The sequence below is a fragment of the Algoriphagus aurantiacus genome (genome assembly GCF_035156405.1).
Lineage (GTDB): Bacteria > Bacteroidota > Bacteroidia > Cytophagales > Cyclobacteriaceae > Algoriphagus > Algoriphagus aurantiacus.
Genome location: NZ_JAXRUT010000008.1, coordinates 87931 through 109495, shown reverse-complemented (window position 1 = coordinate 109495; position 21565 = coordinate 87931). Strand labels below are relative to the sequence as shown.

The following is a 21565-nucleotide window of genomic DNA, read 5'->3' as shown; positions in this document are numbered from 1 at the left end:
CCTATTTTGCCTAATTAAGGTAATGAAAAAAATTACCAAAAGGCAGGGGAGCAGGTGATTAGTCTATAATTCTGAGCTTCGCAAAGCTAAGTAATAATGTTTTCTCTCCAAAATGCTCGAATTGAATCGTTGCTTTTCGGTTAATTCCTTCTGTCTCAATCTTTTGAACTTTTCCAAAGCCGAACTTTGGATGCTCTACCAATTGCTCTGCTTGTAGATTATTCGTATTTGAAGGTTTGAAATCAGGGCTTGGCGTGTGCAGCTTCATTGCAGTTGGCATACGAGTTTCAGGTTTCTTCTTGATGCCAATATATCCAGAAGATTCGGATGTTCCCGGTAATCCTTCCTTACGGAAAGCCCCCGACATTTCCTTCGAAGATACTCTTTTATTCACTTTGATACAGTCGGGAGATACTTCTTCCAAGAATCTGCTCGGCTCACAATTCAGCAATCTTCCAAAACGATATCGGGTAAGCGCATAGGTGAAATATAGCTTTTCCATTGCTCTGGTAGTAGCTACATAGAATAACCTTCTTTCCTCTTCCAGATCTTCCCTGCTCTGCATCATCATTTGTGAGGGGAATAAATCCTCCTCCAACCCCACCACAAAGACCTGCTTAAACTCCAGACCTTTTGATGAGTGAATCGTCATCAGCGTGATAGCATCGGTCATGTCTTTGTCACGATCATTGTCTGTCAATAACGCGATTTCCTGAAGGAAGGCCCCTAAGCTTTTGTCCTCGTTCTCCTCGTTATCCACATATTCTTTGATCGCGTTGAGCAATTCCTGAACGTTTTCATAGCGGTTCAGCCCTTCTATGGTTTTGTCTTCATACAGTTCTCGTAACAGTCCACTTTGCTTCGCAATGCTACTGGCTGCTTCGAATGCATCTTTTCGTTCTACTTCGATCTTAAAGGCTTTGATCATCGTGGCAAAGTCGTCCAATTGGCTTGCGGCTCTTCCTCCAATGAAGCTGTGCGCATTTTGCACCACCTCCCAGAGCTGCATGTCATGATCAAATGCTGCTACCAGAATCTTATCCACCGAAGTATCACCTATCCCACGCTTAGGATAATTCACGATTCGCTTAAATGCTTCTTCATCTACAGGATTTACTGTGAAGCGCATGTAAGCCATCAGATCCTTAATTTCTTTTCTTTGGTAGAAAGAAAGCCCGCCGACGATCTTATACGTCAAATTCAATTTGCGAAGCGCTTCTTCTAGTGCTCTGGATTGAGAGTTGGTTCTATAGAGAATAGCGAAATCGCTGTTGTTGAGTTTTTTGGTGTTTCTCTCTTCGAAAATTGTGGAGGCGACGATTCTGCCTTCTTCGCTATCAGTACTTGCTTTGACCAGTTCGATCAGATCTCCATCTCCATTAGCAGTCCAGACGTTTTTCTTGAGCTGCGCTTTATTTTTATCAATGATTGAATTGGCTGCATCTACGATAGTCTTGGTGGAGCGGTAGTTTTGCTCGAGTTTGACTACAAACAAATCCGGGTAATCCTTCTCAAAATTCAGAATGTTTTGGATATCCGCCCCGCGGAATGCATAAATACTTTGTGCATCGTCACCTACCACGCAAATATTTTGGTGAACGGCTGCCAACTTCTTGGTAATGAGATATTGGGAAAGGTTTGTGTCCTGAAACTCATCCACCATCACATATCGGAAGCGCTGTTGGTATTTATTCAGCACATCGAGGTGATCACGGAAGAGAATATTGGTGTTGAAAAGTAAGTCATCAAAATCCATCGCCCCGGCTTTGAAAAGCCTGTCTTGATAGCGCTGATAGATTTCGCCGATTTTGGGTTTCATGGCAGCTTCATCATCAGCTTTCACGAAAGGGTCATCTTGATAAACTTTCCAAGAAATTAATCTGTTTTTAGCCCCAGAAATCCTAGAAAGAACGGCGTTGGCTTTATATACTTTATCATCCAGACGCATTTCTTTGACAATCGTGCGGATAAGCGATTTGGAATCATCCGAATCATAAATGGTGAAATTGGAAGGGTATCCAATTTTCGGGGCTTCCACACGTAGTATTTTTGCAAACACGGAGTGAAACGTTCCCATCCAAGTATTTCTGGCTTCCAAACCTGCCAACGTTTCTATCCTATGGCGCATTTCAGCGGCCGCTTTATTGGTAAAAGTCAGCGATAAAATATTAAATGCATCTACGCCTTTACCATAAATTAGATGTGCGATTCGGTAGGTGAGTACACGGGTTTTGCCAGATCCGGCTCCAGCGATGATCATCACCGGTCCATCCGTATGTTCTACAGCCAGTCGCTGTTCTGGGTTTAAACTATCGAGGTAATCCATTTTTATTTTTTGCTTAAGCGATTTTCCATCGCTTGTGACTCCAGAGGTAAAGATCCGGCTGAAGTTTGATATTGTCTTCAAGCATGTCACAGAACTTGTCCGTAATGCTATGCTCTTGGTGTTCAGTATATGGTGGCTCTGCCAATTTGATCATCTCATAGCGGTAATGACCTCTTTTGATTTTAGTCATTTTGCCATAGATGACATGGAGATTCATCTTTTTAGAAAGAAATTCTGCTCCCTCGAAGAATACTGCAGGTCTATTTAAGAAGTCCTTTTTATACCTTTTTTCCGACTTCGGAGGGCGTTGATCTGATCCAAGCAATACCACTCTTGGTGATTTCGCTAAGGTAAGCATGGTCCTCCGAAAAGCCTTTTTTTCTGTCACTATTCCGCCAAAGTGTGTCCGAATACTATTGATCAGGTTGTCAAAGAAAGGATTATTCACTTTTAGATAAACCGTTTCTATGGGAGCTTGAATCGCAAGGTTGATGCCTATTACCCCCATTTCCCAATTGAATAAATGACCTGATACCAGTAACGCGGACGTCCTGGAAGAAACAGCTTCATCTAGCAAATGCGTATTGATCATCTCAAATCTTCTTTCAAACTCTTCCTTTGAGATAGTCAGCAGCTTAATTGTTTCTGCAAATGAATCAGTGAAATTTCTATAAAACCGGTTTCTGATTTTAATTCGTTCCTTTTCAGATTTATCGGGAAAGGCGTGTTTCAGATTATCATCAATTACCTCTTTTCTGTAACGAAGTATAAATCTTGCTACCAAATAAAGTAAATCAGAAATCAAATAAAGAACAGGAAGTGGAAGAAAAGAGATTAGCCTTAGTACAAAGGTCATAAGGTTTTGGGTGTATCGTGCTGATCATGTCAATTCTTCACAAAGAAAAGGAAATCACTCGAATTCTTTCTGTCCTAAATTCTTATCAGTCACAAAGTGAGCATTTGCTCTCCTTTTTGCAAAAGTCCACGTGCCCGCATATTATAATTTCCAGCGCTTGTGACTCCAAAGATATAGGTCAGGTTGCATGCGGATGTTTTCTTCCAGCCTTCGGCTAAACTCATCAGTTATACTGTGAACAGCATGATCATCATAAGGTGGTGTGGCAAGTTCTTTGAATTCAAAACGATACTGACCACGCTTTATTTTGGTCATCTGGCCATAGAAAACGGGAAGATTCATTTTTTTAGATAAAACTTCACCTCCCTCAAAAAACAGCGCAGGTCTATTCATAAATTCCCTAGTATAACGGCTATCAGACACTGGAGGTCTTTGGTCCGCTGCCAAGTGAACGATTCTAGGTGTGCTTCTCATGGTGATCATGCTGCGTCTAAATGCGCTTTTCTCCGTCATGATTCCTCCGAAACGCGTTCTGATAGCCATCATCAATTTGTTGAAGAAAGCATTGTTCAGCCTAAGATAAACGGTCTCCGCAGTCACTTCCGTATTTAGTGCGACACCTAAAATAGCCATCTCCCAATTAAAGACATGACCCGCCATCATCAGTGAACTTTTCCCATTTTTAACTGGAGCATCTACTAATTGTTGGTTGACTACCTGGAATCTGTGCCTGTGTTCGACCTCAGAAATTGTTAGCATTTTAAATGTTTCGGCAAAAAATGCATCTGTAAAATTCCGATAAAACTTATTCCGAATCGTCTTTCTTTCAGCAGGAGTTTTCTCTGGAAAAGCAAATTTTAAATTAGTGTCAATAATGTCTTTTCTATACCTAATCACATAACGGGCTAGTAAATAGAGAATGTCTGAAAAAATGTAGAGTACCGATAAGGGTAATCTGGAGAGTAGTCTAAGTGCAAACATCTCGTTAGAAAGCTAGTATTAGTTGGAATAATTTGAAGAATCATGAACGCATTTCAAATATGTTGCGTTCGAATTATTCCTATTTTCTAGTTATAAATTGACCCAAGTGTTACTTTTGAATCTTATGTCGGAAGTTCAGCGCAGAAAATATTCTCAGGAAGAGAAAAATGCCATCTTCGATGGGGAGTTTATGCCACACATAGACTCAATGTACAATTTTGGCTACAGGCTCACCTTCGATGAAGATGATGCCAAAGATCTTGTGCAGGATACCTACCTGAAGGCCTATCGGTTTATCAACTCATTTGAGCAGGGTACGAATGCTAAAGCTTGGCTTTTCAGAATTCTGAAAAACAGCTTTATCAATGAATATAGGAAGAAATCCAAGCAACCTACGAAGGTAGATTATCAGGAAGTTGAAACTTATTACAACTCAGATGACGTTCACTACCAAAGCACTAGTGACCTTAGGGCTGAATCCGTTAAGGATATGCTCGGAGACGAGATCTCAAATGCGCTTAATAGCTTGGCAGTGGATTTCCGTACAGTGATTATCCTGTGCGACTTGGAAGGGTTCACATACGAGGAAATGGCCAAGATTTTAGATATCCCTATTGGGACAGTGAGATCCAGATTGCACCGCGCAAGGAATCTTTTGAAAGAGAAACTTCAAGGTTATGCCCATAATATGGGATATAATACGGACCAAGAGGAGGAATAACAAAAAAATACCCATGGAAATGAATGACAACCCATCTGGAAAGCGAAAGATGCAGTGCAGCGACGAGAGCAAATGCTTCGAGTTGCTAGAAAGTATTTTGGACGGAGAACTGCAAGATTCAGGCAAGGAAGTCTTGAAGGAAAAGCTAGCCAAGTGCCAACCGTGTTTTGAACATTACCACTTGGAGCAGGCAATTCGTGATGTATTGAAAACTAAATGTACAAAGCACAATGTGCCTACTGAGCTGGCGGATCGCATCCGTCAGAAGATTCAGGATATTAAATAGTCATGACAAAAGGTAAGGCCATTATTTTTTCCGCTCCGTCCGGGTCAGGAAAAACTTCCCTCGTGAAGCACCTGATCCAAACTATCCCAAATTTGGGATTTTCTATTTCTGCCTGTACGCGGGACAAGCGTGGTAGACATGAGGTTCATGGCAAAGATTACTACTTCCTCTCTCAGGAGGAATTCATCAAAAAAATAGACGAGAACGCATTTATCGAGTGGGAGGAAGTCTATGCAGGCAACTTCTACGGTACACTCAAAGAGGAAATCCAGCGGATCTGGGATTCTGGAAAGGCTGTTATTTTCGATGTGGATGTAAAAGGTGGGCTAGCCCTGAAAAAATACTTTGGGGATCAGGCTTTGGCGATTTTTGTGAAAGTACCCAGTCTTAATGTGCTGGCTGAGCGGCTAAATGATCGAGGCACAGAATCCGAAGAGTCCCTTTCCCGTCGCTTGTTCAAAGCAGAATTTGAATCCAAGTTTGAACCTCAGTTTGACGTCACTGTAGTCAATGACGAATTTTCAAAATCCAGTGCAGAGGCCGAATACTTGGTAAGCGAATTTTTAGCCCGCTAGTGCTGTGAAACCGACATGATTAACAAAATCATTAAACATTCAGGTTATGATTGTTTTAATCATCAAAGGTTCCCTGCCTACCGGACAGGCAGGCATATGACCACTGGAAAACAATTAACCATCATATGAAAATCGGTCTGTATTTCGGTTCCTTTAATCCCATCCATATCGGTCATCTGATCATAGCAGACACACTTCATGATAGTACAGATTTAGATCAAGTCTGGTTTGTGGTGAGTCCACAGAATCCCCTGAAGAAGCGCCAGTCACTAATTCATGAATTTGATCGATTGCGAATGGTGGAGCTTGCTATTGAAGACAATTACCAGTTTCGGGCTTCGGATGTGGAGTTTTCCATGCCTAAGCCGAGCTATACCATCGATACCCTCGCTTACCTGACAGACCAATACCCGCAGCATCAGTTCTGCTTATTTTTAGGTTCGGATAACCTTGCCCAGCTGAAGCGCTGGAAGAATTACCAAACCATCTTGGATAACTATGAGATTTTCGTCTATCCCAGGCCCGGCGATGGGAATTCCTTCGATCATCCGAATATCAAGCTGATTGATGCACCTTTACTGGATATCTCAGCAACTTTTATCCGCAAATCCATTCTTGCAGGCAAGTCTGTCAAATACCTCCTTCCTGAGGGTGTGGCAGATTATATCCGGGATAAGAAGCTGTATTTGTAGAAATCACAATGCTTTGATATAAAGCAACCTGCATTTCAAATCAAAATTTGAGTTTTGTGCGTTAATTATTAGTTAATTTTCAAACTAATCCTTGCGACTAAAAAAAAAAATAAACTTATACCGAAGTCTTAAGTGAGACTTTGATTCCGGCCGGGATTTTTTTAAACAATCATAATTATAAGTTTTATGAAAAAATTACTATTTGGAATGGCCTTTATGGGGGCTATAATGTGTGCTGGTTTTGAAGTCGGTGCAAGTGTGCCCTATCCAGGCGGTGATGAAGGTCCTTGTAAAGATAAGGTAATTCGAGATGGAGAATTAATCACTACCATTGTATGTAATCGAAAAACTACGTTGGGAGGGGCAATGATTGGCGCGCATTGTACCAAAGTGGCAACTACATCGTGTTCATTTACTAATATGTAACTAAAATTCAGAGGCATGTTTTTCATTAACATACCTCTACTAATTCTATAATGAAAATAACTTTCTATATTCCTTTTTTGCTGTTAGGTCTAATTTTTTCTTGTTCCAAGCCCAATCCTATAACTCAAACTATTCAAGTTCATCAGCCAACAGATCCCTCAGATCTCAGAATCGATAACCCACAACTAATCAGACTCTCTCCCAACCCATTTTCGGAGATCAGTGGAATAGACAAAATCCTTTTTGCAGAGAATCGAATCATCATCCTAGATCAGATGAAAGGCAATACAGTATTCATTTATGATAGATCAGGCGAATACATCAATCATATTTATAGCGTAGGGGAAGGGCCCGGAGAATACAGGAGAGTTGAAAATATTTTTTACTCACCTATTGAAATGCAACTTGTCTTGATCCCGATGGACTTTGATAAAAAGATGTATTTCGATCTCGACGGGAATTTCTTGAAAGAAGAATTTCATGAACATTCTACAGTCTATGCAGATTTATTCTTTTTAAGAAATGGTGAAATCCTCATCAATAACAGCGCTATCAATGGTGAACCCAACCTGAAAGTCAGTCAAAATGGTAAAACGGAATTGATAGCATTCCCTTTTGATCCATTGCTGGACGACAGTCCTTTGGATCAAACAAATCTGATTTCCCAAATCGATGAGCATAGCTTTTTACTTTCGATAGGCTTGAGGGACACCTTATATTCTTTAGATCTGCAAGACTTCTCATTAAAACCAAGCTATTTTTTGGATTTTGGCAATGGCCCCTCTTATCAACTGAATGAAAAGCCTGATCCTATTCAGTTTTTCTTGAAAAACGATATTTATGTAGGAGCAATCGATTTGTTCCACAGTGGACAGTTTATATCCTTCACCACCTTACACCACAGTGGTCTTCAAGGAAGAATTTTTTCCAAAGAGCAAAGAATTCTGGTGTCTACCGAAGACCTGATCCTGCAGGAAATAGGATCTGTAGGCTATGACGGAATCAAAGGCCTCACTACCACTCAGGAATTTGCAGCAGTCTTATCCAGTGGCGAAGATGGGATTTGGGATTTTTCTCAGAATCCAAAACTGCAAAAGCAATTTGAATCCTTAATTGAAGTAGATCAAGAAGAGCTGATTTTGTTGCTATTTTCTATAGAAGAGAAATAGACATTCATTCATGAATTTGACAGACTGAAAATGGTGGAACTTGCTATCCGAGGATAATTTCAATTTCAGAGCCTCAGATGTTGAGTTTGGTATGCCCAAACCTAGTTATACTATCGACACCTTGGCCTATTTGACGGATCAATACCCGCAACACCAGTTTTGTTTGTTTTTGGGGTCGGATAATCTCGTGCAGCTTAAGCGATGGAAAAACTACCAGACGATTCTGGACAACTATGAGATCTTTGTCTATCCCGGGCCTGGCGACTCTAATTCTTTTGATCATCCGAATATCAAGCTGATCGACGCGCCTTTACTAGATATCTCAGCAACGTTATATCGCAAATCAATTCTTGCCGGCAACTCTTTCAAATACCTTCTTCCTGATGGAGTGGCGAATTATATCCGGGAATTGAAGCTGCATTTGTGAAGAAGGATTTCCGCAGTGAAAATATCAGCTAATCTATCGCCGTTGTTGTTAGTCAGGTAATTTTCTATGCTGTAACTAATGGTATTGGAGATCAAGCAATCTCATTTTTTGACTGAATACTTCCATATCTCAGCTGATGCGCTGTTTTTTACGACTAGAATTTTATCATCACCTAACTTGCTGAATGCGCGAATATTTCCCTCCAGCATCAATCCATGCTGAGCATTTGGCCAAAAAGTGAAAGTCCCGTCACCCTTACCAACAAGAACTTCACCAAAGCTTGCGTCAAATTTCCCTATTTCCGGTTTTACCTGAGATAGATTTCCTCCGAGTATCAAATCTAGAACACCGTCTTTGTTGATATCCATCACTTGGATTGCAAATGTCCATGACCGCTGAGCAAATCTTGGAAAAGGCTTCCAGTCAAAGTTTCCTCCTCCAAGGTTCAGTAAAACCCCTGATTCCAAGTTGTTGATTACCTGAACAATAGATTTGTCTACAATGTCCTTAGAGAAAATGTCATAAAGTCCCTGATGGTTGTAGTCTGAATAGCGCATGTATTTTTTCTTAATTCCAGGTACTTGTCTTTCCAGCTCGTGTTTTAGTGCGTAGGGGATCTGGACTTCTCCAACTTTCTGTGTGAAAAGTTGTTCGATTGATCCATTTCCGTCAAAATCATTCAAAAACAAACTAACTGGAGAGTTAGCACTAGCTTTGAGTCGGGTGTTCAATCCGTGATTCCCAAAGGCAATGTCAGGCAATCCATTTCCGTCAAAATCTCCAATTTCAATGGTCCGATACCAGCCTTTTAAGTTGTTTAAACCCGGCATTTCCACTTTTTCCAGCTTTCCCCCACTATTTTTGAAAAATGTAGGTGCCATCCACTCACCGACTACAACTAGATCGTTTTTTCCATCGCCATCCCAGTCAAGAACTTTCGCATCTGTCACCATTCCTAAGTCCTTAAATGCCGGGGCAAGTGTCGCAGATTGTTCGGTAAAATTGCCTTTGCCGTCGTTGATCCAAAGCTGGCTGCTGGCTGGAGCTCCGTAGGTGAATGGGATCAGTCTTCCGCCAGTAAACAAATCCATAGCACCATCTCCATTGATATCGATCGGTCTGACGCTGCTGCTGCTTCCAAAAACTGAGGCAAAGCCTGCCTGAGGTTTTTTCGTAAAGTTTCCCTTTCCATCATTGAGGTAAAGTCGGTCTGAAAGATCAAGAGACCCATAACCGGATTCATTTCCTCCGGAGGTTACAACCAGGTCCAAATCCCCATCCCCATCGGCATCAAAGAAAACTGCATCTGTATCTTCAGAAAGTGCATCGGCCAGAAAGGCTTCCTGTGGGCTTTCTCTATATTTTCCAGATGGGTCAGCCAAATAGAGTTTGGCAGGGGAAGTTCTAGCTCCTCCGAAGAACAGATCGTCCAGACCATCTCCATTTACATCGGCTTTGGCAAACGCAGGTCCTTCTGTGGAAAACATAAAGTACGTCATGCGGTCCCGGTCAAAGTCTACAAAGGAATTTTCCTCATGGAGGAATTCCAATCCGGGGTTTTCAACTTTGGAAAATTGTGGGGCTGTTTTCTTTTCAAAAAAGGATTTTCCATCAGGAAGCTCGGCTGCATTTTCCCACTTTACCACCAGTAGCTGATCGACCGGCTGATTTTTCAATTCAGTGAATTTACCGTCTGGCCACAGTATTTCTATGGACTCTACCTGAGTGAGAGTGCCTAATCCGACGGTGATCTTTGGATCAACCGAAGATTGAAATCCCCGGTTGGGCATCTGTTCTGAGTAAAAGATTTTACCTCCGGAGGTAATTCGGATTTGGGTTCCGATGGCCTGAGTATTCTTACTTTTACCCTCTAATTTCAACTGAAGGGAGTGGTTTTCAGGATATATGGTTTTCCCCGTATTTTTGAAGATCTGGGCAGATTTATTCAGATTGTTTACAACCAAATCCAGAGTGCCGTCATTATCCAAATCTCCGTACGCCGCACCGTTGGAATGGATTGCTTGACCAAGTCCCCAAGCAGTTGCTTTGTTTTCAAACTCCAGTTCTCCCAGATTATGGAAGGCATAGTTAGGGATCGGATTGACAGGAATCGGATCAATGAGCGCTTTGTAATTAACTCCTCCCTCGGAAACAATCTTACTTTTAGTCTGCTCGTCATCTATGAAATTCAGGTAATCCAGATCAGTGATATCCTGGTAGATTCCATTTGCGACAAAAATATCCCGAAGGCCATCATTGTCCATGTCAAACATCAGCGCACCCCAACTCCAATCGGTAGCTTCCACGTTTGCCAATCTGCCAATTTCGCTGAAAGTCCCGTCGCCGTTGTTAATGTGAAGCATGTTTCGGGAAAACTGATAGTGGTAACCATGGGTCTTGTTAAACTGGAACTTGTCCCAATTCTCAAATGTCGTAACCTGTTTAAGACGTGCTTGTGGTTCTGGAAGCATGTCGGTGACAAATATGTCAAGCAATCCGTCCCCGTTGATGTCAGCAATATCAGCACCCATAGATGCTGCGCTAATCGAGCGCATGGAGCTTTCCAAGGATTCGGTGAAGGTTCCGTCCTGATTATTGATATAGAGATAATCGCGTTCGAAGAAGTCATTGGAAATAAAAATATCAGGCCAAGTGTCCTGATTAACATCGCCAATGGTAATTCCCAATCCAAAACCGATTATTGAGCCATAGATTCCTGCTTCTTCAGATACATCCGTGAATTTGTCCCCGTCATTTCTGAAGAGCTTATCACCTCCGACAGGGTCTCTTTTTGGACGCTCATTTTGCATTTTATTGAAGCTTCCGATTGCCTGATAGGAGTTATTCAGCAAATAAACATCCAGATCTCCATCTTTGTCATAATCAAAGAAAACTGCATGGGTGGAAAATCCTTGGTCTGCCAGTCCATATGTCTCGGCCATCTCGATAAACGTGCCATCTCCCTGATTGATGAAGAGCTCATTCTGCTTGTTGTCGCCTGAGATGTCTCCAGAATTGCAGACATAGATGTCCAGCCAGCCGTCTCCATTGACATCGGCCATGGCTATACCTGTACTCCAGGCGCGGGTTCCTCCTGACCCTGATTTCTCAGTTACGTCTTCAAATTTAAAATCCCCCTTATTCAGATAAAGCTTGTTAGGTCCCAGATTGGCAGTGAAATAAATGTCCAAAAGCCCGTCATTGTTCACATCACCCAATGCCACGCCACCTCCGTTGTAATAATTACGGTAGGTGAAAATGTTGAACTTCTCATCAAATGAAAGTTCATTGATAAAATCAACCCCTGAATCTTTTGGATCGATTTGCTCAAATAAAGTTGGCGTTTTCTCCTCTTTCTTCTGACAAGAGATGGATGCCGCTAAAAGTAAAAGTACAAGCAATTTATTTTTCATGAGAGATTTTCTTCTTTCAGTTTTTGAATTTTCAGATCTATGATTTCAGCTCTCCCATTTCAAGTAGAACCCATTGTTGCAGTGTCAACCACTGAAACTTCGGAAGGACTATTTGTAATAAGTCCTTTTTCATTAAGATCCCAGCATTTTTCGTAAAAGGATTTTTTATCCATTCCCAGCTCCAAACCAAGAAATATCTCATTCTCAACCTTTCTAGAAGATAATTCTCTGGACTGCATTTTTTCATATTTTGACTTGCAGGACATTTAGAAAAGGATAAAATTAAGATAAGCAGAAATTTATTGAAGCTTAAATGCAATAGGTTTTTCATTGTTTCTCAATGTGATAATATGTGGTTCGTTTTCGATTTTGATTGACAAAATCTGCCTGATTTCACCGGGGACGAATAGTCCGCTTTGTTCAGGAAGGAGGGTTTTCCATTGGTTTTTTCCGCTTGGTTTCAGTACCCATCCGTAGCTTCCCATTTGTCCTCCGAGTTCGGGTTTAATGCGACTTTGATTTCCTCCGAAGAATAGAGTTGCATTACCTGATTCGGAAGGAAGTGCATAAATTGCAAAGACTGGTGAGGATTGGATTTCATTTGGTAATGGGCTAAGAGATAGCTTCCCATTACCTTCATTTATCCATAGCGAAGTCTCGAGTAAATCAGCCTGTAATGTTAGTGATTTTGATATGACTGACTCAGGAAATAGCTCTTCTAAGGTCTTGTTTTGATAGGAGGAATAAGTCGGTAATTGCTTTCGCAAAGAAGGGATTTGTTTTATCAGACTGTTTTTCATAACCCATGGATTGGACTTGGTTCCGTCGAATGAAACCAGAATATGGTCCAAAGATCCGTTTTGGTCAAAGTCATTGACCACCATTCGGAGCTTGGATTTTTCAGATGTTTTTAATCTGGAATTCAATCCCCAATTTCCTGCCAGAATATCCGGTTTTCCATCGCCATTGATGTCTTCAACCAATAGACAATTCCAAAGCCCACGAGTTTCGGAAAATCCGAATTCGGATGTTTTTTCAACAAATTGATCCTTTAAAATAGTGAAAATCCTGATCGACATCCAATCACCTGCTACAATAAGTTCTTGTTTTCCATCCCCATCTAAATCAGCAATAGCCCCTGAAGTGAGCATTCCGAGTGACTGGATTGCCTCGCCGAATTTTGATGTGATGTTTTGAAATTCTCCTTTTCCGTTATTTTCCCAAACTTGGATTCCGGCAGGAATTCCATAGGCAAACGGAATGCTTCTGGCTCCAATAATCAAATCTTCGTCACCATCATGATCGATGTCATTGCTGAGAATAAAGGAGGTTGGGAAAGAAGAGAAGACCTGATTACTTTTCACAAAATTGCCTTTGCCGTCATTCAGATACAATCTGTCTTGGTAAAGTAGTGAATTGGATCCAAACTCAATACTTCCGCTGCCCACTAGTAAATCCGGTGCACCGTCTCCGTTTGCATCAAAAAAGTAGGCGGTCACGTCTTCTGCCAGACTATCTTCTGCGAATAGAGCAGATTGGTGGTTGCGGAATTTCCCCCCTTTCTCCTGAATTAAAAGGGTTGACGATTTTCCTTTGGCACCCGGAATGAATAGATCTTCCAAACCATCCTGATTTACATCTGCTTTAGCGGCTTTTGGACCCTCATTGCTGATCATCCAAAATCGAAGTCGGTCTCTATCGAAATCAACAAATTCGCTTTCAATATGTTTAAAAGGAATTTCTTTATCAGAAAGGGAAAGGAGTGTAGTTATGGATGGAAGAGGTTCTTCTAAAAGAACTGCATCAGCCTGATCCGGCGTTAGAATTTGGTTGGCAGAGACATTTTTCAGAATACTCGTTTTTCCATCCGGCCAAAGAATTTCTACAGAGTCCAGTTTTGTATTTTCTCCTAATCCAAAGTGCAATCTGGGATCTACTGACGACATGTAACCTTTAACAGGCTGAAACTCCTGGTAATAGGTTTTTCCATTTGCATAGCAAGTAATCTTGGTCCCAAATGAATCGCCTAAGTCCAGTTGGAGATAATTGCCTGATCCGTTTTCACGACTTGTGTTTTTGTAAATAAAAGCACGCTCATTGAGATTATTAACTACCAAATCCAAGTCGCCGTCATTATCTAGATCTCCATAAGCTGATCCTGTGCTGAAGGTGAGTTGGTGTAAACCTTGTGTGGCAGCCTGATTTTCAAATTCCCAGTTTCCCAAGTTCTTGAACCAAAAGTTCTGCTGGGGAATTGAAGGGAATTCGTCAATCATTTTGGTAAGGAGAACAGAGTCCTCTCTATAACCTTGCACTTTTCTCTGGTTATTCACATAAAAGTCGACGAAGTCAAAATCCGTCAAATCCTTCACTATACCATTTGCCACAAAGACATCTTTCAAGCCATCATTGTCAGCATCAAAAATCAAAGCTCCCCAGCTCCAGTCAGTAGCGTCCATTCCGGTTTGGCGCGAAATTTCAACGAAAATCGGCTCCTTGGTTCCGGGCTTGAATCCCAGATTTCTCTGAAGTGTGTTTCTTGTGAATTGATGATGATAGCCGGCTTTTACATTTGCCTGATACTTGTCCCATTCTTCAAAAGGAGTTTTGGTTTTAACTCGTGCCAAGTCTGTAGGAAGCATTTCGGTTACAAAAATATCAGGACGTGTATCATTGTCCAGATCGGCGATATCAGCACCCATAGAACCCATACTGATTTCTTTCAGAGTCTCAGGCAAAACTTCGGAAAAAGTGCCATCCTGATTGTTGAGGTAGAGATAGTCACGCTCAAAAAAATCATTTGAAATGTAAAGATCCGGCCAGTTGTCCTGATTGAGATCTGCAACAGTCACTCCCAAACCATAGCCTATAGCACTACCGTAGATCCCGGCGGATTCACTTACATCGGTGAAAATTGCACCATCATTTCTAAATAGTTTGTTGCCACCATCGGGATCACGGATTTCGCGTTGACCTTTGCGAAGGTCAAATATACCGACTGATCGTCCAGAATTAGCGAGAAGGTAGAGATCCAAATCTCCGTCTTTGTCAAAATCAAAAAATACTGCATGCTGCGAAAGCTTTTCCTCGGCAAGCCCATATTCTTTGGATCGTTCTGAAAATGTAAGGTCACCATTATTGATGAAGAGTTCATTGTGACGATTATCGCCACCTCCAGGTCCTGATTTGCATACATAGATATCAAGCAGGCCATCCCCGTTGATGTCTGCCATGCTCACACCTGTGGACCAATATCCGGTTGATTCCAAGCCGGCGGATTGAGTAATGTCTTTGAATGTCAAGCCCCCCTGATTGAGATATAACCGGTTGGAGGTTTGGTTGCCAGCAAAAAGAATGTCTATCAACCCATCGTTGTTGATGTCTCCGAGTGCCACGCCGGCCCCATTATAAAAGTTTCTAAATGTGTAAGGGTTTATTTTTTCGGAGTAAGCGAGGTCATTCCGGAAGCTTATGCCTGTTTGATCTTCTGAGAGAAGTTCGAAAAGAGGATCATTAGCCTTCTGTGCCTTTTGGCAGGAAGAAAATAGAAGAATAATCGGAAGGATGTAATTCCTAAATTTCATGTGTTTATAATTGATTTTAATTGGACACATGGAATCTCGCAGGTTTTATAATCGTCCGGCTGTGTGACGCTTGAGTCATACTCGATTTCATCTAGTTTTTTTAGAAATTAATTGTATGCCATCAATCATAAGGGTATTGCTTCAAGTTAGGGTTAGCATTGATTTATTGCAATGGAATAGGAAATTAATCTGAAAGCTTGAGAAGCTGTTTTTTCATGCACATGTCTTCAATTCATTTACAAAACGGATCAAACGAGTTCTTCTTGAAGCTTCTTCAAACATTTCACTCTCTTTCTCCAAAGGTCAAAGACTTTAATTTCTAAATGGATCGTTAAGAATTGTCGCATCATCTCACCTGGTAAACTTCCAGTTCACCGTCATTTTTCAAAAACAGGATCCACTTCTGATCGCCTACCTCCATTACTTTGATTTGGCGGATATCTCCGCTGATTAATAGTCCAGAATCGGTCATGGGAAGAAAATTCCCAAATCCATCTCCCTTTAAAATCAATCCCTGACTCCCCAGAAAAGCTCCGAAATAAGGAGCAACCTGTGTTTTATTTCCGCCAAGGATGAGATCGAAATTTCCATCCCCGTCCAGATCATCAATGGCAATGGCTTCCAGAGAGGAAAAATCAGCCTCTATGGGCAAGGGTTTCTTTAAAAAACCACTACCATTCTGATTGACCAAGACCAAAGACTGTAATTGATGGACTTCATAAAGTAAAGCCTCTTCCAGCTTGAAGCGATTAAAAAGCTCCCTTATGGTTTTGCCGGCAAAGTCCCTGTGGCTGAGTAGATCCTTTTTCATCATGGGAATCTGCCTGACCAGTTCATCTCTTGTAGCCACTGGGTAATAGTTGCCTTGCCTGGAATAGGTAATAATCTGCTCCAAACTTCCGTTTCCATCAAAGTCCTTAACATACATTTTCAAGGGGAATTCCTCTGTGGCTTTTAACCTGCTGTTCAATCCCAGATTACCCACCACTAGATCCGGGAATCCATCTCCATTCAGATCCTCCACTGCTAGGGAATTCCACCATCCTGAAGTTTTAGCCAGACCCATTTTTTCTGTTTCGTTGACTAGATGCCCCTCTCTGTTCATAAAAACCGTTACCGGCATCCAATCCCCCACTATGACCAGATCCAACTTGCCGTTTTGATCCAAATCCACCCAAGCGGCATCAGTGACCATACCGATGAATTCCAATTCCGGAGCAATCCTTGCTGTTATATCTTCAAACTCATTTCCGCCTTTATTCCTTAGAATATAACTCCTCGGGATCAGCCCGTATTTCCCAGTGACATTTCTGCCGGCGGCAACTAAATCCAGTAACCCGTCTCCGTCAATATCTGCCGGCAATACCACGGAGACCAGGATGTCAGCGTCAACGGGTAGCTGTTTCTTTTTTGAGAAATGGTTATTCCCCAAATTTGTATAAAGTGTGTTGTTTCCTTCTGTCTGGGTGTCTGGTATATCCCTTCCATTGAAGACCAAAAGGTCAGGTTTTTCTTTTTGTTCATTGTTCAAAAAAACTGCAAAAACCTCATCCTGATCCAATTCTTCTCCTTCGATAAAAAGAGATGATCTTTTAAACTTCCCATCTTTGGTTTGGACAAATAGAGCTCCCGTTTGACCTTTAGCCCCCCCAAGATAAACGTCCATGTACCCATCAGCATTCGCATCACCCAGAGCCATGGCAGGCCCGGTATTAGAAAGCTTGAAAGGAATTAAGGGCTGATGGTTGAAGTCATTGTACTCATCTTCCATATGGAAAAATTCTAGTCCAGTGATTCCGGATGGGATTTTATGAAAAAGAGGGTCTCTCTTAGTCTCGATTGGGAGGGGTGGGGTCTGTGCGTCGATTTCCTTGAAAACCAAACTTCTGTTCACCTCCACCTTCTTCAATGTCTGGCTTTCACCGCCGGGCCAGGTAACTTTCAGGGAATCCAAAAATTGTATATCACCCAGTCCCAAATGGATCTCGGGAGCCACGGATGACTGAAATCCCCTAGCGGTAAAATTTTCCTGAACAAGAGTACGGTTTTCACTAAAAGCCTCAACGCGCGTACCTATCCCAAATTTATTATTTCTGGCACCTTCAAACTGGATTTTTAAAAATGTAGTTCTGTCATTTCCTGGTATTTTGTTGAGTTGATTTTCAAAAATACCAGCCTGGGCATTCAGGTTATTGACTACCAGATCTAGATCCCCGTCATTATCTAAGTCGGCGTAGACAGCTCCATTGGAAGCAGTCGCTTTAGAAATACCCCAGTTTGCACCCATATCCTCAAAGGAAAGATTTCCCGTGTTTTTGTAGATATAATTTGAAACCTTCCCTGAAGGCATTTTTTGGGCCAGATCCAAGTTGCTGATTTTCTGATTTTTATCCACGCCCTTCTCCAATTCCGGATTGGTTATGAAGTTGATGTAATCCATGTCGTTGGGTCGCCTCAAAATACCATTGGAGACAAAGAGGTCCTTCCAGCCGTCGTTGTCAAAATCGGCAAATAAGGGAGCCCAACTCCAATCTGTGGCAGAAATACCAGCCAATTGCGCGATTTCTGAAAAAGTCCCATTTCCGTTATTCAGTTGTAGGGTATTTCTGCTCACTTGTCGCCCATATCCAAAATTCAATTTCAACCGGTAGATTTCATAGCTGTCCTCTCCTGCTGAGCGCTTTTGTGTGATTTCATCCTCCGGTAGCATATCAAGACTTAAGATATCTATCCACCCGTCATTATTGATATCTGCCAGATCATTGCCCATGGAAAACCGGCTGCTCTGTGTGACAGTCTCTGATGCAGATTCCTTAAAAGTCCCATTTGTAAGGTTCAGATAGAGGTAATCATTTTCATTAAAATCGTTGGAAATATAGATGTCCGGCCATCCATCATTGTTGACATCTGAAATTCCCACGCCCAAGCCATAGCCGATTTGGGAGGAAAAAATCCCGGCTTCATTGGTGACGGGCGTAAATTTTTTTTCACCCTTGTTCGCGTTGTTGCGGTACAGCCGGTCTCCCGAGGGACCACTGTCTATATACCTTAAAGAGGCTCGGCCATAACTATTGGCAGTATGCACTGCATGATTGAGTAGATACATGTCCAGATCTCCGTCCCGATCGTAGTCAAAGAATGCTGCCTGTGTACTAAACCCTTGAAAGTCAAGACCGAAATCCTCGGCATTTTCGATAAAGGTCAGATCTCCCTGATTGATATAAAGCTCATTTTTACCTTTTATTCCCTTCCAGTCCCCCAGTCTGCAGACATAGATATCCAACAGTCCGTCTCCATTGATATCTGCCATACTCACTCCAGTTTTCCAGGCTCCAGGAGAAGCCAGACCGCTTTGAGCAGTGATATCTTCAAAAACCAGATTTCCTTTATTCAAAAAAAGCTTATTGGGCAGCTGGTTGGCAGAAAAGTATAAATCCAGAAGCCCGTCATTATTGACATCACCCACGGCTACTCCACCGCCATTGTAGAAATACAAGTATTCAATGATATTGAATTCCTCTGTCTCTGTCAGTTGGTTGCTGAAATCAATGCCTGTGATATTGGAATCCAACTCCACAAACAAATATTCTGAGCCGGACTTAGTTTCCTTATTACAAGAGGAAAAAATCAAAAGGGAAAGGATAGGAGTCAGCAGACAGGTATTCTTCATCAAACATTTAATTTTTAGAATTTAATCAGTCATTTGAAGGTTCATAGTTGGGGGTTTTGGTTTTCTCATATTCCTTTTTCAGTCTTTTTTCAATTTTCAAATCCGTAAAAACAGCCTGGACTAGGTGCTCATCTCTGACAAAAAGGTTGATTCTCCTTTTACCATCTATTTTATAATAAACTTTGCCTTGGGTGGGATGTTCAAGAAGTTTAAAATCATCCCCATAAGTTTCTTTGTATTGTTCTAGTACTTTGGGAAGGAGTTTTTCTGCCCAATATTGTCTGTTCCAAGGTGCCCAAGCTACATAAGAATAAGTAACCGGCATTTCAAATATTTTTTCATCGATGAAAGTCGGAAAAAACCTCATACTGACTTCGGAATCAAATCCATCCTCAATTCTATGCTCCACATTTGTATTGCCACCCGGTCCTTGTGTAATAAGTTGATTTTTATTCAATTCAGTACAGAGGTCATAAAAATCTTTTTGAGACATACCCAAATGGATTCCTAAAAATAAGCTATCTGATTTTGATAAATCATCATCTGAAGAAAAGATTGAAGTACCGCAGCCTTGGATGAATAGGCTAAGTATTACTAAAGAAAATAATATGATTTTAGAACTGCGCATAGGTTAAATGGGGGGCGAGATATATGATTTTTCCAGCTATTGAGGGTTGAAATTAAATAATTTTGATCTTCTACTTCAATCCTTCTGGTTAAAATATTGGCTTTTAAAATAGTAAGAAAAAAAAAGCAAGCTGGAAACTTTTCCAGCCTGCTTTTTTATTGTAATTCAAACCCTAATTAATTATACCCAGGATTTTGTACCAATTTTGGATTGGCAAGAAGCTGGGGTGCAGGAATTGGGAACAATTCCAAGAAGCTTCCTGGACTGTGAACTTTCTTAGGTCTGTTCATGCCGGCATAAGGCCACCATGCACTTCCATACTTTTTAAACCGGATCAAATCCTGTCTTCTGGTCATCTCCACATACATCTCTCTGCCCCTTTCGGCCAAAAGATTTTCATCTGTCAAAGTAGTAAAGGGACTAAGATTACCTGCCCTTTCACGGACTTGGTTTACCAAAGCCAAAGCTTCTGCTGATTGTCCTAACCTGAACTTCGCTTCGGCCAATGATAGTATGGCATCAGAGAGTCTGAAAATCACAAAGTCATTGCTCATGTTCTCGGTACCTCCTTTCTCAAATTCATACTTGCCGATTCTTGCTCCTGCCTGACGCAAACCGCCAGGGGAGATTTCATTAAGGAATGGCATGAAAGTGATTGGCTGACCATTCGGATCGCCGTTTTTTCCGGTAGGATCTGTTGCTTCCACTCCCGGATCTAACAAAGGAGAACCATCAGATCTGGTTTGTGGGCCTACCAGGAAATTACTCAATCTCCCATCTATCGTACCCGTAGATTGGGTCAATGCCAATCCTTTCCATACCGGTCCTTGAACACCAGGGTTTTTGACTGGATCTACGTAGGAATTATAAAATTCCTCTACAGTTTGATAGCCATTCCATGGTTGCTGAGTTAGGTTAAATGTACTGTTGCTTGCAATGTGCAGAGTCATCATGACCCAGTTGAAACCTCGAGCAAAAACTTTGTCATAGGGATAAACGAATATGTTTTCATTCGAGCCACCATTGCTTACTGCAAAATTTTCTTTGTAAGAAGGGTTCAAGCTGAATGTACCGCTATCCACAATTTCAGCGGCATCAGCTGCTGCTAAGGCCCATTGGGCAGTACCTGTATACACTTCTGCATTCAGGTAAAGCTTCATCCTGATCATCAAAGCAGCCCATTTGGTCATCCTACCATAGGTCTCTTCGCTTTTTGCAGTAGGTAACAATGGGATGATTTCATTGAGTTCTGCCAATATGAATGCATAAACCTCACTTCTCGGTTTTGTATCTGGAGCTTCTTCATCAAGGAAATCAGTTACTATCGGAACATTTCCAAATGCATCCATTGCCCAATAATAATAAAGTGCTCTTAAGGCTCTCAATTCAGCAATAAAGGCAGGGGAATTAGGATTGTCCAAAATCTCAAAGGAATAAATCAACCTGTTGCAAGTATTGATTCCGGAGAACAGGAAAGTCCAGGAATTTTGCAAAAAAGGATTATCAGGTTGGAATTCATGCTGATGCAATTGTAAAAGCACCCCGCCATCAAACCAGTCACCACCCTTGTGGGAGACTACGATTTCATCTGAAGCGATTTCATTGATAGACCAAAGCCCGGAGTGGTTTCCCAATCCGCCCAATGAACTATAAGCCTGGCCCAATGCTGAGACAAATTCTTCCTCCGTTTGGAAAAAGTTATCTGCGGATACTTCGCTGAATAATTCCTCTTCCAAATTGACACATGAAGAAGCGAAGTAACTCATTCCCAGGCCAATCAAGAAGTATCTTATATTGATTAATTTTTTCAT

At 41.5% G+C, this 21565-nt stretch carries 15 protein-coding genes and 1 pseudogene; 7 read left to right on the top strand and 9 right to left on the bottom strand.

The genetic code is table 11. From position 1 onward, the window contains the following. Positions 1 to 58 precede the first annotated feature (58 nt). The 3 genes and pseudogenes from SYJ56_RS10205 to SYJ56_RS10195 form a co-directional block, all read right to left on the bottom strand. Positions 59 to 2326, bottom strand: a complete 2268-nt coding sequence (locus tag SYJ56_RS10205; protein ID WP_323833971.1) for an ATP-dependent helicase — start codon at positions 2324 to 2326, stop codon at positions 59 to 61. A 13-nt stretch (positions 2327 to 2339) separates the two neighbouring features. Further along, positions 2340 to 3185 (bottom strand): annotated as a pseudogene (locus SYJ56_RS10200) (lysophospholipid acyltransferase family protein); the annotation flags it as partial. Between the two features lie 138 nt (positions 3186 to 3323). Continuing rightward, positions 3324 to 4163 carry a lysophospholipid acyltransferase family protein gene (locus tag SYJ56_RS10195; protein ID WP_323833969.1) on the bottom strand — a complete coding sequence of 280 codons (840 nt, stop codon included), beginning with the start codon at positions 4161 to 4163 and terminating at the stop codon, positions 3324 to 3326. Positions 4164 to 4287: 124 nt separating this feature from the next. Between SYJ56_RS10195 and SYJ56_RS10190 the strand changes: the two genes are divergently transcribed. From SYJ56_RS10190 to SYJ56_RS10160, 7 genes are all read left to right on the top strand, one after another. Further along, positions 4288 to 4884 carry a sigma-70 family RNA polymerase sigma factor gene (locus SYJ56_RS10190; RefSeq protein ID WP_323827093.1) on the top strand — a complete coding sequence of 199 codons (597 nt, stop codon included), beginning with the start codon at positions 4288 to 4290 and terminating at the stop codon, positions 4882 to 4884. Between the two features lie 13 nt (positions 4885 to 4897). Beyond that, on the top strand, positions 4898 to 5170 hold the full coding sequence (locus tag SYJ56_RS10185; protein WP_323833967.1) for an anti-sigma factor: 273 nt from the start codon (positions 4898 to 4900) through the stop codon (positions 5168 to 5170). 2 nt (positions 5171 to 5172) lie between these two features. Continuing rightward, a complete protein-coding gene (gene gmk / locus SYJ56_RS10180) occupies positions 5173 to 5745 on the top strand; it encodes a guanylate kinase (protein WP_323833966.1) in 573 nt (190 codons plus the stop codon). A 125-nt stretch (positions 5746 to 5870) separates the two neighbouring features. After that, complete coding sequence (gene nadD / locus SYJ56_RS10175; RefSeq protein WP_323833964.1) at positions 5871 to 6437, top strand: nicotinate (nicotinamide) nucleotide adenylyltransferase; 567 nt, start codon at positions 5871 to 5873, stop codon at positions 6435 to 6437. Positions 6438 to 6623: 186 nt separating this feature from the next. Then, positions 6624 to 6863, top strand: a complete 240-nt coding sequence (locus tag SYJ56_RS10170) for a hypothetical protein (RefSeq protein WP_323833962.1) — start codon at positions 6624 to 6626, stop codon at positions 6861 to 6863. A 50-nt stretch (positions 6864 to 6913) separates the two neighbouring features. Further along, positions 6914 to 8032 (top strand): 6-bladed beta-propeller, encoded by a 1119-nt coding sequence (locus SYJ56_RS10165; RefSeq protein WP_323833961.1) that lies wholly within the window; start codon positions 6914 to 6916, stop codon positions 8030 to 8032. A 40-nt stretch (positions 8033 to 8072) separates the two neighbouring features. Next, positions 8073 to 8459, top strand: a complete 387-nt coding sequence (locus tag SYJ56_RS10160) for a nicotinate-nicotinamide nucleotide adenylyltransferase (RefSeq protein ID WP_323833959.1) — start codon at positions 8073 to 8075, stop codon at positions 8457 to 8459. 101 nt (positions 8460 to 8560) lie between these two features. Here SYJ56_RS10160 and SYJ56_RS10155 read toward each other — a convergent pair whose 3' ends face one another. The 6 genes from SYJ56_RS10155 to SYJ56_RS10130 all read right to left on the bottom strand — a co-directional run bounded on the left by SYJ56_RS10155 (position 8561) and on the right by SYJ56_RS10130 (position 21565). Further along, entirely contained in the window at positions 8561 to 11872 is a 3312-nt protein-coding gene (locus SYJ56_RS10155; protein WP_323833957.1) for a VCBS repeat-containing protein, read from the bottom strand. A 59-nt stretch (positions 11873 to 11931) separates the two neighbouring features. After that, entirely contained in the window at positions 11932 to 12111 is a 180-nt protein-coding gene (locus tag SYJ56_RS10150) for a hypothetical protein (protein ID WP_323833955.1), read from the bottom strand. Between the two features lie 60 nt (positions 12112 to 12171). Continuing rightward, a complete protein-coding gene (locus SYJ56_RS10145) occupies positions 12172 to 15456 on the bottom strand; it encodes a VCBS repeat-containing protein (protein WP_323833953.1) in 3285 nt (1094 codons plus the stop codon). A 346-nt stretch (positions 15457 to 15802) separates the two neighbouring features. Continuing rightward, complete coding sequence (locus tag SYJ56_RS10140; RefSeq protein ID WP_323833952.1) at positions 15803 to 19126, bottom strand: VCBS repeat-containing protein; 3324 nt, start codon at positions 19124 to 19126, stop codon at positions 15803 to 15805. 25 nt (positions 19127 to 19151) lie between these two features. Next, positions 19152 to 19754: a hypothetical protein gene (locus SYJ56_RS10135; RefSeq protein ID WP_323833951.1), complete on the bottom strand. Its 603-nt coding sequence runs from the start codon at positions 19752 to 19754 to the stop codon at positions 19152 to 19154. A 176-nt stretch (positions 19755 to 19930) separates the two neighbouring features. Continuing rightward, positions 19931 to 21565, bottom strand: a complete 1635-nt coding sequence (locus SYJ56_RS10130) for a RagB/SusD family nutrient uptake outer membrane protein (RefSeq protein ID WP_323833949.1) — start codon at positions 21563 to 21565, stop codon at positions 19931 to 19933.